Genomic DNA, 12,689 nt, shown 5'->3' on the forward strand with positions numbered 1-12,689 from the left:
ATAGTTGACAGTTTTCACTGTGATGTTTCAACTCACGGACGAATGTCGTTAATGTTTAACATAACCGGGTGTGAGATGGGAAGAGGTAACAGAAATGGATTCTGAGCAGTGTGGCAGCGCGGCTGGACTGGCCGCCGAACTCGCCGATGTGGCGTTGGAGGCGGCGCGGGCGGGCGCGGCGGTCCTGCGTTCACGTCCGCGGCGCAGCGCCAGCGTGACGGTCAAGGGCGAGCGGGGCGATCTGGTCACCGACGTGGATGTCGCCGCCGAACACGCGGTGCGCACCGTGTTGGGCAATCGCAGGCCGAACGACCATGTCACGGGCGAGGAACTGCCCGGCACGGTTCCGGACGGAGCGCGAATCCGGTGGTCAATCGATCCGCTGGACGGTACGACGAACTTCACCAGGGGAATTCCGTACTACGCCACCTCGGTCGGCGCGGTCTGTATGCGCACCGGGCAGTGGGTCGCCGGCGCGGTCGATGCGCCCGTGCTCGGTAAGACCTACTACGCCTACCGGGGTGGCGGGGCGTGGCTGGTCGACGACGCGGGGGTGCGCCGGTTGACCGGTCCGGCCGTGGGGGTCGACGGTGCCGCGCGTCTGCTCGGGATGGGCTATGCCTACTCGGCCGAGGTCCGGCGCGCGCAGTGCGGCATGACCGCCGACATGATGGCCGGATACACCGACGCCCGGGCTCTCGGGTCAGCCGCGCTGGCGATCTGTGCCGTCGCCGAAGGCGCGCTGGACGGCTATGTCGAGAGCCACCTCGGCGAGTACGACTGGGCGGCTGCGGCGTTGGTGGCAGAGGAGGCCGGGTTGACCGTGCGGCGACCGGCCACGCTCGCGGACGAGCTTCGGGTCACCGCCCCAGAGCCGATCTGACGTGAATTGTTAACAAAAGGTTGATAGTTCTTCACATTCTCGGCTAGTGTCAGCGGCACGTTGCGCGGGCATCGTGAACTCTGGACAGGAGACAGGTCTTTGCGGGGCACCTATCTGATCGGTGTCGATATCGGCACCACGGGAACCAAAACGGTTCTGCTGCACGAAACTGCCGGGATCGTGGCGCAGGCGACATTGAGCTCGCCGATCTTCTCGGACGGGCCGGCATATGCCGAGGCGGACGCATCGGCGTGGGTTGCCAACGCGGTACAGGGAATTCGGCAGGTTCTGGCCGAATCGCAGATCGACCCGGCGTTGGTGGCGGCGGTGTCGGCGACCGGGATGGTTCCCGCGGTGGTCTGCCTCGACGCCGGCCTGAGGCCGGTGCGCCGGCCGATCCTGCAGAACGATGCCAGGGCCACCCGCGAGATCGACGAGCTGTCGACAGTGCTCGACGGCGCGGACATGTTGTCGCGCACCGGATCCGCGCTGACTCAGCAGTCCGTGGCGCCGACCGTGCGCTGGTTGCAGCGCAACGAGCCCGAAAGTTGGTCGGCCACACGCTATCTGGTCGGATCGTACGACTATGTACTGATCGCGTTGGGCGCGCCGCCGCACGTCGAGCAGAACTGGGCGCTGGAGTCCGGCCTGTACACCCTCGACGGCGGGCATTTCGATCCGGCGCTCGATGCCGTCGAGTTGCCTGCTTCGTCGCTGTGCGAGGTGCACCGGCCCGGTACCAGGGTCGGCACCATCAGCGCGTCGATGGCCGAAACCACCGGCCTGCCTGCCGATGTCGCGTTGGTGGTGGGCGGCGCCGACCATGTGCTGTCGGCCTACGCCGCAGGCGTCGACACGGCAGGGGACTGGTTGATCAAGTTGGGCGGTGCCGGTGACATCCTCACCGCCTGCGCCGATCCCATCGTCGATGCGCGCCTCTATCTCGATGCGCATCCGCGGCAGGGCACGTGGCTGCCCAACGGCTGCATGGCCACCAGCGGCAGTCTCATCCGGTGGTTCCAGACCCTCATCGGGGGAACGCCGTTGAGCGATCTCGATACCGAGGCCGGCACGCGCCGACCCGCGGCGGTGTTGTGCCTGCCGTACTTCCTCGGTGAGAAATCGCCGATCCACGACCCGCAGTTGCGGGGCGCGTTCATCGGCCTCGAGCTCGCCCACACCGGGGCGGACATGTATCGCTCGGTGCTCGAGGCGATCGCGTTCGGATTCCGGCACAACGCCGAGGTGATGAGATCGGCGGGAATCACCCTGTCCCGGGCCAGGGTGACCAACGGCGGCAGCAAGTCCACCCTGTGGAAGCAGATCCACGCAGATGTGCTCGGCACCGAATTGGCGCCGGTGCGTGACCATCCCGGGGCCTCGCTGGGGGCCGCCATCCTGGCGGGCGTGGGAGCCGGGGTGCTCGGCCTCGACGATGCCGGTCGATTCCTGCAGTTCGACGCGCCGGTGGTGCCCGACCGTGAGCGGTCGGCGATCTATCAAGAGGCATATCAGTTGTGGCGAGAGGCCGGCGACGCGCTGGTGCCGATTTCGCACGGACTGACGCGGAGGTCGCGATGACGATCCGGCACGACTACAAGGTGGCGGTGGCCGACGGCGGTTGGCGAATGGTCGATCTCGGCCTCACCACCGGCCTGGATTCCGGCGACATCACCTTGTTCGACCGGGAGAACGACGTGATCTACGCGCTGCCGGCCCCATCGGATCGATTGCCGATCCGGAGCTGGAAAGACGTTCGTCCGGAAGACGTCGCGGTCGTCGACCCCGAGGGCAACACCCTTCCGGGGTCACTTACTGAGCCGACCGTCGAATTGCCGATGCATCTCGCGATCTATGCCGCCCGGCCCGACGTCAACGCCATCGTGCATACGCATGCGGAGGATTCGCAGGTTTTCGCCGCCGCGGAACGCGATATTCCCACCGCCACCATCGACTCGTACACCCGGGTCGGGTTCGGTCCGATCCGGTGCGGACGCTTCGGTGTCGTCGCATCCAAAGAACTGGGCGACAACATGGTCGAGGTTCTGGCCGGCGGTAGCAAGGCGGCCCTGATGGCCCGGCACGGTGCGGTGGCATTGGGTCCCGATCTGGCTGATGCGTTGTTCACGGCGACGGTCATCGAGAAAGCCGCGCGCCAGGCCATGAAGGTGGCGTCGCTCGGGGCGACTCCCGAACAGCTCACCCTGCACCACATTTTCGACGGCGAGCTCGCTCGCGATATCGAGGCGGGACGCGTCCACCTCGACACCCAGACAGTCACGATTCAGCGCTTGGCCTGAGGGACAAGAGGAACAAGAGGAGATAGAGGAACCATGGAATGGCTTGACGACGTCTTTGGTGTGCAGAAACCGGTGATCGCCATGCTGCACCTGGACGCGCTGCCGGGCGACCCGTCCTATGACACGGCTGCCGGCATGCGATCGGTGGTCGACAACGCCCGCCGCGACCTCGATGCACTGCAGTCCGGTGGGGTCGACGCGGTGATGTTCTCCAACGAGTTCAGCCTGCCGTACCTGACCAAGACCGAGCCGATCACCGCGACCGCCATGGCCCGCGTCATCGGTGAGCTCCTCGACGAGGTCCGAGTGCCGTTCGGGGTCAACGTGCTGTGGGACGGCGTGGCATCGATCGACCTCGCGGCCGCGACGGGCGCGAAGTTCGTTCGCGAGATCTTCACCGGCGCCTACGGCAGCGATTTCGGGTTGTGGAACACCAACGTCGGACACGCGGCTCGGCACCGGCGCCGCGTGCATGCCGACAACGTGCGCCTGTTGTTCAACGTGGTTCCGGAAGCGACGGCGTACCTCGGCGACCGGGATCTGGCTGACATCACCCGATCCACGGTGTTCAACGCCAAACCCGACGCATTGGTGGTCTCCGGCCTGACCGCCGGTGCGCCCACGGACACCTCGGCACTGTCCACGGTCAAGAACAACGCCGGCCAGGTGCCGGTATTCGTCAACACCGGAATGCGGGTGGAGACAGCCGAGGCGCAGCTCAGCATCGCCGACGGCGCGGTGGTCGGCACGGCGTTCAAGAAGGACGGGGTGTTCGAGAACCGCTCTGATGCCGAGCGGGTCGAGAAGCTGATGGCCGTGGTGAAGAACTTCCGTCAGAACTAGCGGTACGCCCGGAGGCGCCGCCCGGGGACGAGCCGTTCGCGGCCCGGGCGGCGCCTGCGGGTGCTCGCACCGATGAGTTTGTCGAGGCCGACGGGTCTACCTCCCTACCGAGACAAATCAACTCAGCAGGGAGCAGCGCCATGGGCGTCATCGACATCGAACTGTTCGCCACCCTCGACCTCGTCGGGCAGGCCCCCGGCGGCCCGGACGAGGACCCCGAGGGGTTTCCGTTCGGTGGTTGGCAGGCGCCGCTGATCGACGAGGTCTCCGGAGCGCAGGTCGACACCGCCTACGCGGGCACGGATGCCCTCCTGCTCGGCCGCCGGACCTACGACATCTTCGCCGCGCATTGGCCGCAGCAGGACAACGAATTCGGCACGCTGTTCAACAGCATTCCCAAGTACGTGGCGTCACGCGGTACACCTGAGCTGTCATGGGCGGGCTCCACCCAGCTCGGTCCCGATCTGGCCGGCGCGGTGCGTGAGGTCCGTGACCGGCACGAGAAGGTCAAGGTCGTCGGAAGTCTCGACCTGGTGCAGACCCTGCTGCGCGAGAAGCTGTTCGACCACATCGACCTCTGGGTGCACCCGATTGCGCTCGGCATCGGCAAGAAGGTTTTCGACGGTGGTGTGGTGCCAACCAACCTCACCCTGCTACAGCCGCCGGAGGCCAGCCCCAGCGGGATCGTGTACCTGCGTTATGGACTCGCCGACGGCATCCCGGAGACGGGGGACATGAGCGAGCACGCATAGCGTCACCGCTCTTCGAGCACCGGGTCAGCCGGCACCAGCGGCACCGCCAACAACGGCAACAACGCACATACCGCGAACGCTGCCGGGTATCCCGCCACACCGATCAGGGCGCCGAACAGCGGCGCGGAACTGGCGGTCGCCAGGTGCTGGCTGGTGTTCTGCGTGCCCAGGGCCCGCCCACTCCAGAACGGCCCGGCGATCTCGGCGATCGCGGTGAACGCCAAACCGTTGTCGGACACCGTGATCACCGAGGCGATCACGATCAGCGCGACACTGATCGGCGAGCCCAGCCAATCGGTGAAGGCCAGGAGCGCCATCGTGGCTGCCGCGGCCAACGCGATGGTGCGGATGGGCCGAAGCCGTTGCCCCAGCACATCGGACCATCGTCCCGCGGCGATTCGCCCGGCAGCGCCCAATATCTGGGCCACGGTGACCAGCGTGCCCGCGGAGGCGGCGGACCAGCCCCGATCACTCATCAACCACACCAGGGTGAACGTCCACACCATGCCCTGTGGCACGACCAGCAGCACCGACACGGCATGGATGCGCCACAACACGTTTGAGCCCCGGTACGGGTTGGCCAGATGTTCGGCCGGAGCTTCGTGCCGGGGCGGCCGTGGCGGATCCAGCACACCCACGGCGCAGATCACCGCCGACAACACGCACGCGGCCGCGGGGAACAGCAATGCGGCTGTCACACCGTGGCTCTCGGCCAGGCGCGGGATCACCAACGCGCCCAGACCGACGCCAAGCGGAGTCGCCGTCTGCCGAATTCCCATGGCCAGCCCACGCTGTTCGGGCGGAAACCAGCCGACCACCACCCGTCCGCTGGCCGAATTGCTACTCGCCGCGGCCATCCCGCCCAGCAGCAGGAAGACCCCGACGACCACCAGAGAGTGAGCGGCGGCGGCACCGAAGGCCGCGGCGGCGGTCAGTGCCGAGCCCACCGTCAGCACGATCCGCTCACCGACCCGGTCGACGATGTAACCCCAAGCGATCAGGGTCAGAACCAGGCCGAAACTGGGCATCGACGACAGCAGGCCCGCCTGTGCCAGACCCAGGCCCCGCTCGGTGTGCAGGGTGGGGATGAGAAACGCCGCGCCGTTGATGAACACGTTGGCGCACGTGGTCGCGGTGAGCGCGATCACCAACATCGACCAACGGCGCAACGTGCTGATCGAGGAAACCGGCATGGGGCCATAGTTTCACGAACGTCTCATAATATTGAACTGGAATCCCAAAATATGAGATGACCGAACGGTGCCATAGGCTGTGAACGTGAAGTTGTGGGCGGCGATAACCGTTTTGCTGATAAGTGGACTCGTGGCGGCACCGACCGCCGCGGCGACCGAGCCGAACTGGTCCGGACTCGACGCCCGACGCCACGAGGCGCCGATCCCGAGCCCGGGCACCCTGATCGAGTCCGTCCCGCTTGATCCGGCGTTGTCGGTCCCCGGCGCGGCGAGCGCCTATCGCATCCTGTATTCCACTGTCGACCAACATAATTCGCCAGCGCTGGCCACCGCGGCCGTATTCATCCCGCATGGCGAGCCGCCCGTCGGTGGCTGGCCCACGATCGCATGGGCGCACGGAACCGTCGGCCTCGGCGATGATTGCGCCCCCTCGGCGCAACCCCGCAGCGCCCGCGACGCCGAATATCTGACGCACTGGCTCGACCAGGGCTACGCCATCGTCGGCTCCGACTATGCCGGCCTCGGCACCCCCGGGCTGATGAGCTACCTCAACAGCGTGGCCACGGCCCACAGCGTCGTCGACTCGGTGATCGCGATGCACCACATGGATTTGCCGCTGTCGAAGAAGTGGGCCCTGGTGGGTCAGTCGCAGGGCGGCGGGGCCGCCGTCAACAGCGCCCGCTGGGCCACCGAGTTCAGCCGCGGCACCGGGCTGGACTACCGCGGCGTCGTCGCCACCGGCACACCGTTCAACGTCGAGAACATCGTCAAGCAGGCCGGGCCCGACATGGCGCTGCCACCCAATCTCGGCCCGGCGGCCAACAGCTACACCGCATACATCCTGGCCGGGGTGCGCGAGGCCCGGCCCGATCTCGACGTCGACAGCGTGCTCACCCCGGCCGGGCTGGATGCCGTCAACCAGGCGGAGACGCTGTGCAAGCCGCAGCTCGACCAGCAGCTCGCCGGCATCACGCCGACCGGGTTCTTCCGCGCGCCGCTGGCCGGCCTGCCCGGCGCGCCTGAGGCCCTGGACACCTACCTGGGAACGCCGACCAGCGGGTACGACCGGCCCATCTTCCTGGGTGTCGGCCTGCTGGACCGCGATGTCCCGCCGAGCATGTCGCAGCAACTCAACGATCAGCTCCGGGCCAACGGGCAGGACGTCACCCTCAAGATCTATCCCGACGAAGATCACTCCGGCACCGTGCTGGCCTCCATCCCGGACTCGACCCCGTTCCTCGCCGCGGTGTTCGGGGGCGACTGAGGGAGCCCGACCGGAGGCGTCGGCGCTGGTCGTCAGACGCTGCGCACTACCCTGGTCAAAATGCGCTTAGGTCGAATTGCCAGTCCCGACGGCGTCGCTTTCGTCAGTGTCGAAGGCGACGGTGCCGACGCCGTCTGCAAAGAGATCGCCGAGCACCCGTTCGGCAATCCCAACTTCACCGGCCGGAGCTGGCCGCTGGCCGATGTCCGGCTGCTGGCCCCGATTCTGGCCAGCAAGGTCGTCTGCATGGGCAAGAACTACGCCGCCCACGCCGAGGAGATGGGCGGGGTGGCCCCCGAGGATCCGGTGATCTTCCTCAAGCCCAACACCGCGATCATCGGCCCCAACGTGCCGATCCAGCTGCCGGCCGATGCCAACCCCGTGCACCACGAGGGTGAGCTCGCGATCGTCATCGGGCGCCCCTGCAAGGACGTCCCCGCCGCGCGCGCCGCCGAGAACATCCTGGGCTACACCGTCGCCAACGACATCTCGGCGCGCGACCAACAGGCCAAGGACGGGCAGTGGATGCGGGCCAAGGGGCACGACACCTTCTGCCCGGTGGGCCCGTGGATCGTCACCGACCTGGACCCCTCGGATCTGGAGATCCGCACCGAGGTGAACGGGGGAGTGCGCCAGCGCAGCCGGACCTCGCTGATGATCCACGACATCGGCGCCATCGTCGAATGGGTCTCGGCGGTGATGACGCTGTTGCCCGGTGACCTGATCCTGACCGGAACCCCCGAGGGCGTCGGCCCGATCGAAGACGGCGACACCGTGAGTGTCACCGTCGAAGGCATCGGCTCCCTTACCAATCCCGTTGTACGCAAGCAGAAGTAGAGGTAAGTGATGACATCCCCGTCTGGTCCGGTCAGAGTCCGGTTCTGTCCGTCGCCGACCGGAACGCCGCACGTCGGGTTGGTCCGCACCGCGCTGTTCAACTGGGCCCACGCCCGGCATACCGGCGGCACCTTCGTCTTCCGCATCGAGGACACCGACGCCGCGCGGGACAGTGACGAGAGTTACGCCGCGATCCTCGATGCGCTGCGGTGGCTGGGCCTGGACTGGGACGAGGGCCCCGAGGTCGGCGGTCCATACGAGCCGTACCGGCAGTCCCAGCGCAGCGAGATCTACCGTGACGTGATCGCGCGGCTGCTGGAGGCCGGCGAGGTCTACGAGGCGTATTCCACGCCGGAGGAGGTCGAGGCCCGCCACCACGCGGCAGGCCGCAACCCCAAGCTGGGATACGACAACTTCGATCGCACGCTGACCGACGAGCAGCGCGCGGCCTTCGCGGCCGAGGGGCGTAAACCCGTGCTGCGCCTGCGGATGCCCGACGAGGACCTCGGCTGGACCGACCTGGTGCGCGGACCGGTGAGCTTCCCGGCGGGCTCGGTGCCCGATTTTGCGATCACGCGGGCCAACGGAGATCCGTTGTACACCTTGGTCAATCCGGTCGACGACGCGTTGATGAAGATCACCCACGTGCTGCGGGGCGAGGACATCATGCCGTCCACCCCGCGCCAGATCGCCCTGTACCGGGCCCTGATGCGCATCGGCGTCGCCGAGCGGATCCCGGAATTCGCTCATCTGCCAAGTGTTCTGGGCGAGGGCAACAAGAAGCTCTCCAAGCGGGATCCGCAGTCGAATCTGTTCCTGCACCGCGACCGCGGCTTCCTGCCGGAGGGCCTGCTGAACTATCTGGCGCTGCTGGGTTGGGGCATCGCCGACGACCATGACGTGTTCAGTCTCGACGAGATGGTGGCCGCTTTCGATGTGGCCGATGTCAATTCCAACCCCGCGCGGTTCGACCAGAAGAAGGCCGACGCGATCAACGCCGAGCACATCCGGCTGCTGACCCCCGAGGACTTCACCGCGCGACTGCGTGCCTATCTCGATGCGCACGGCCATGACACCGGCTTGGACGACACCGCCTTCGCCGAGGCCGCTGCGCTGATCCAGACCCGGATCGTGGTGTTGGGCGACGCATGGGGGCTGCTGAAGTTCCTCGACGACGCCTCCTACGAGATCGACGAGAAGGCCGCCGCCAAGGAACTCCGTGAGGAGGCCGCGCCGGTCCTGGACGCCGCGCTGAGCGCCCTGGAGGGCATCGGGGAATGGAACACCGCCAACATCGAGGCCGCGCTCAAGGCGGCGCTGCTGGACGGTCTGGAGCTCAAGCCGCGTAAGGCGTTCGGGCCGATCCGTGTCGCCGTCACCGGTGCCACGGTGAGCCCGCCGTTGTTCGAGTCGATGGAACTGCTCGGAGCCGAGCGCAGCCTCGAGCGGCTGCGGGCGGCCCGCGGCCGGTTGTGAACGGCCGGGCGCGACGGGGCTTGGTAAAAAGCACCGAAAATCTTTGGTAGTCTGCTCGTCGGCCCGGAAAGCGAAACGGGGAGGCCCCCGGAACGCCGATCGGATCGAAATTGCTCGTGACCTGCGGTGATGGGCAATTAATGGGGTATGGTGTAATTGGCAACACAGCTGATTCTGGTTCAGCCATTCTAGGTTCGAGTCCTGGTACCCCAGCCATCCGGAGCGGATCAGCCGGATTAGGTGAGTACGACCGCCTGAGCTATGCTGACCATCCGGAAGTTCTAGCCCCCGTCGTCTAGCGGCCTAGGACGCCGCCCTCTCACGGCGGTAGCGTGGGTTCGAATCCCATCGGGGGTACAGAAGTAAAGGCGCCCAGTTCTCACGAACTGGGCGCCTTTGCGTTGTGTGGGTTTTGACCTCGCGCCGCGGCCGGCGCCCTGTCGCTCGTCGCCTTGTCGGCCGTCGCCCTGTCGCTCGTCGCTTTGTCGCGTTGTCGGCCGCTTTGTCACGCTGGAGTGGCGCTGGGTGTCGAACGTCACTCTGGCGTGACGCCGGCGGGGTTCGGCGGCGAATCGGATGGGCCGGGGCGCTCGGGTTGTCACGCTGGAGTGGCGCTGGGCGACGACGGCCACGCTGACCGGAAAATGTCCCAGGGTGAGTGGGCAGGCCGAAGGCAGCCGGCGCAGCCGGCTGTGTGTTTTGGTGTGGTTAGGCGGCGGGTTCGACGCTGACGCGGTAGCCCATGGCCGTCAGTTGGGCGATGTGGTTACGCATGCGGCGTTCGATGTTGACCCGCCGGGTGTAGTAGTCGGCTCCTAGGTCATGGAAACGTGCGGTGGCATCGGCGAGCAGCTGCCAGACGATGGTAAAGATCGAGCGGGCCACCGCGACAAGGGCTTTGAGCTTGCCGCGGCGTTTGACCAGTCGTCGATACCGCTCCCCGAGGAAGGTGTCGGTCTTGGCCACGGTCGCAGCGGCCTCCCCGAGAGCGCCTCTGAGGTAGGGGTTGCCGGTTCCGGTTCTGCCGGCTCGGGTTACCGGCCCGGACTGGATGGTGCGTGGGCACAGTTTGGCCCAGGACACCAGGTGCGCTGCGGTGGGGAATCGGGTCATGTCCATACCGATCTCGGCCAGAATGATCTGCGCTGTGGTCGGGCCGATACCTGGGATCTCACACAACCGTTGGACGGCCGAAAGGTCCGTCGACGCCAGGCCACCACCGGGCCGATCCTGGTCGTGATCGTCGGGCTCGGTGCGTGCCAGTCGCTGAGCGATCCGTGCGGTCAAGGTGGCGATCTGGGCATCGAGTGCGTCGATCTGATCGAGCAGCATCCGGGCCAACTCGCCGTGATGATCATCAAAACGACCATCGAGCGCCTTGATCAGCTCGGTGCGTTTGGCTGTCATCCGTCCGCGGGCCAGATCAGCCAACTGCCGCGGATCGCGTTCACCGGCGATCAACGCCTCGACCATGGCCCGCACCGAAATAGTGTCCAGCCGTGAAGCCACCGCCGACACCTTGATCAACGCGTCTTCGAGCAGTTTCTCNCTATCATTTCTCACAGAGAGATACTAACGTCTCGCATTGTGAGATGACAGCTCAGATGACGAAGGTACCTCCCAGCCCTGGCGGAACCTTGATGCAGCCCCGCATTCGCCGTTAATCGAATCGAGAAGTAGCGATGGACCAATCGACACAGACATCCGTGAAGCCGCGCACCCTGGCCGAAAAGGTTTGGGACGACCATGTCGTGGCGCGAGGCGAGGGGGAGGGCGCGTCCAAGGAGCCCGACCTGATCTACATCGACCTGCATCTCGTGCACGAGGTCACGAGCCCGCAGGCGTTCGACGGACTGCGCCTGGCCGGCCGGCCGGTGCGACGGCCCGACCTGACCATCGCGACCGAGGACCACAACGTGCCGACGGTCGACATCGACAAGCCGATCGCCGATCCGGTCTCGCGCACCCAGGTCGAGACATTGCGGCGCAACTGCGAGGAATTCGGCATCCGGCTGCACCCGATGGGCGATGCCGAACAGGGCATCGTGCACATCATCGGCCCGCAGCTCGGATTGACGCAGCCCGGTATGACGGTGGTCTGTGGCGACAGCCACACCTCGACCCACGGTGCGTTCGGCGCCATTGCGATGGGCATCGGCACGTCCGAGGTCGAACACGTGATGGCCACGCAGACACTGCCGCTCAAGCCGTTCAAGACCATGGCGGTCAACGTCGACGGCGTGCTGCCCCCGGGGGTGAGCGCCAAGGACATCATCTTGGCCGTCATCGCCAAGATCGGCACCGGCGGTGGGCAGGGGCATGTCATCGAATACCGGGGCAGCGCCATCGAGGCGCTGTCGATGGAGGGTCGTATGACGATCTGCAACATGAGCATCGAGGCCGGCGCGCGCGCCGGCATGGTCGCCCCCGACGAGACCACGTTCGAGTTCCTCAAGGGCCGCCCGCACGCCCCGAAGGGCGCCGACTGGGACGCCGCGGTCGCCGCATGGAGCCAGTTGCGTACTGACGAGGGTGCCGAATTCGACACCGAGGTCTACCTGGATGCCGCCGCGCTGAGCCCGTTCGTGACCTGGGGCACCAACCCGGGCCAGGGTGTGCCGCTGTCCGCCTCGGTGCCCGATCCGGAGCTGATCGGCGACGATGCCGAGCGTCAGGCCGCGGAGAAGGCCTTGGCCTACATGGATCTTCGACCGGGGATGGCGATGCGTGACATCGCCGTGGACACCGTGTTCGTCGGATCCTGCACCAACGGGCGTATCGAGGATCTGCGGGTGGTCGCCGACGTGCTGCGCGACCGCAAGGTGGCCGACGGCATCCGGATGCTGGTCGTGCCGGGCTCGATGCGGGTTCGCGCCCAGGCCGAATCGGAAGGTCTCGACCAGATTTTCACCGCGGCGGGCGCCGAATGGCGTCAGGCCGGCTGCTCGATGTGCCTTGGTATGAACCCCGACCAATTGTCCCCGGGGCAGCGCTGCGCCTCGACGTCCAACCGGAATTTCGAAGGCCGACAGGGCAAGGGAGGCCGTACCCACCTGGTCTCGCCGGCCGTCGCGGCAGCCACCGCCGTGCGCGGAAAGCTGGCGTCCCCCGCCGATCTGCCTGCTGCGTCCCGCTGAGAGG

11 protein-coding genes and 2 tRNA genes are annotated in these 12,689 nt (G+C 66.8%); 11 read left to right on the forward strand and 2 right to left on the reverse strand.

The features are described 5' to 3' along the window. Positions 1-94 precede the first annotated feature (94 nt). The 5 genes from BN4332_RS00210 (at position 95) to BN4332_RS00230 (ending at position 4,778) form a co-directional block, all read left to right on the forward strand. On the forward strand, positions 95-883 hold the full coding sequence (locus BN4332_RS00210; protein ID WP_066895962.1) for an inositol monophosphatase family protein: 789 nt from the start codon (positions 95-97) through the stop codon (positions 881-883). 99 nt (positions 884-982) lie between these two features. Beyond that, complete coding sequence (locus BN4332_RS00215; RefSeq protein ID WP_066895965.1) at positions 983-2,464, forward strand: FGGY-family carbohydrate kinase; 1,482 nt, start codon at positions 983-985, stop codon at positions 2,462-2,464. Beyond that, positions 2,461-3,183, forward strand: coding sequence for a class II aldolase/adducin family protein (locus BN4332_RS00220; protein ID WP_066895968.1), 723 nt, complete (start codon positions 2,461-2,463; stop codon positions 3,181-3,183). Before BN4332_RS00215 ends, BN4332_RS00220 begins: the two co-directional genes overlap by 4 nt. A gap of 33 nt (positions 3,184-3,216) precedes the next feature. After that, complete coding sequence (locus tag BN4332_RS00225) at positions 3,217-4,026, forward strand: BtpA/SgcQ family protein (RefSeq protein ID WP_066895971.1); 810 nt, start codon at positions 3,217-3,219, stop codon at positions 4,024-4,026. Between the two features lie 140 nt (positions 4,027-4,166). Then, entirely contained in the window at positions 4,167-4,778 is a 612-nt protein-coding gene (locus BN4332_RS00230) for a dihydrofolate reductase family protein (RefSeq protein ID WP_066895974.1), read from the forward strand. A gap of 2 nt (positions 4,779-4,780) precedes the next feature. Here the strand turns inward: BN4332_RS00230 and BN4332_RS00235 are convergent, their stop codons facing one another. After that, complete coding sequence (locus tag BN4332_RS00235) at positions 4,781-5,971, reverse strand: MFS transporter (protein WP_066895976.1); 1,191 nt, start codon at positions 5,969-5,971, stop codon at positions 4,781-4,783. Between the two features lie 85 nt (positions 5,972-6,056). Between BN4332_RS00235 and BN4332_RS00240 the strand changes: the two genes are divergently transcribed. From BN4332_RS00240 to BN4332_RS00260, 5 genes are all read left to right on the forward strand, one after another. Next, the gene (locus tag BN4332_RS00240; RefSeq protein ID WP_435405140.1) at positions 6,057-7,235 is read left to right on the forward strand and encodes an alpha/beta hydrolase family protein; all 1,179 of its coding nucleotides are present in this window, start codon (positions 6,057-6,059) and stop codon (positions 7,233-7,235) included. A gap of 60 nt (positions 7,236-7,295) precedes the next feature. Beyond that, on the forward strand, positions 7,296-8,072 hold the full coding sequence (locus BN4332_RS00245; RefSeq protein ID WP_066895982.1) for a fumarylacetoacetate hydrolase family protein: 777 nt from the start codon (positions 7,296-7,298) through the stop codon (positions 8,070-8,072). 9 nt (positions 8,073-8,081) lie between these two features. After that, positions 8,082-9,548, forward strand: a complete 1,467-nt coding sequence (gene gltX / locus BN4332_RS00250) for a glutamate--tRNA ligase (RefSeq protein WP_066895986.1) — start codon at positions 8,082-8,084, stop codon at positions 9,546-9,548. Positions 9,549-9,689: 141 nt separating this feature from the next. Further along, positions 9,690-9,764, forward strand: a tRNA-Gln gene (locus tag BN4332_RS00255). A gap of 68 nt (positions 9,765-9,832) precedes the next feature. Continuing rightward, positions 9,833-9,905: transfer RNA gene (locus BN4332_RS00260), tRNA-Glu, on the forward strand. 351 nt (positions 9,906-10,256) lie between these two features. Here the strand turns inward: BN4332_RS00260 and BN4332_RS00265 are convergent. After that, positions 10,257-11,021, reverse strand: coding sequence for a transposase (locus tag BN4332_RS00265; RefSeq protein ID WP_435405183.1), 765 nt, complete (start codon positions 11,019-11,021; stop codon positions 10,257-10,259). A 209-nt stretch (positions 11,022-11,230) separates the two neighbouring features. On the opposite strand from BN4332_RS00265, the gene leuC reads away from it, so the two are divergent. After that, positions 11,231-12,685: a 3-isopropylmalate dehydratase large subunit gene (gene leuC, locus BN4332_RS00270; protein ID WP_066895989.1), complete on the forward strand. Its 1,455-nt coding sequence runs from the start codon at positions 11,231-11,233 to the stop codon at positions 12,683-12,685. The last annotated feature ends 4 nt before the right edge of the window (positions 12,686-12,689 follow it).

The organism is Mycolicibacterium houstonense, from assembly GCF_900078665.2.
In the GTDB taxonomy this organism is placed as follows: Bacteria; Actinomycetota; Actinomycetes; order Mycobacteriales; family Mycobacteriaceae; genus Mycobacterium; species Mycobacterium houstonense.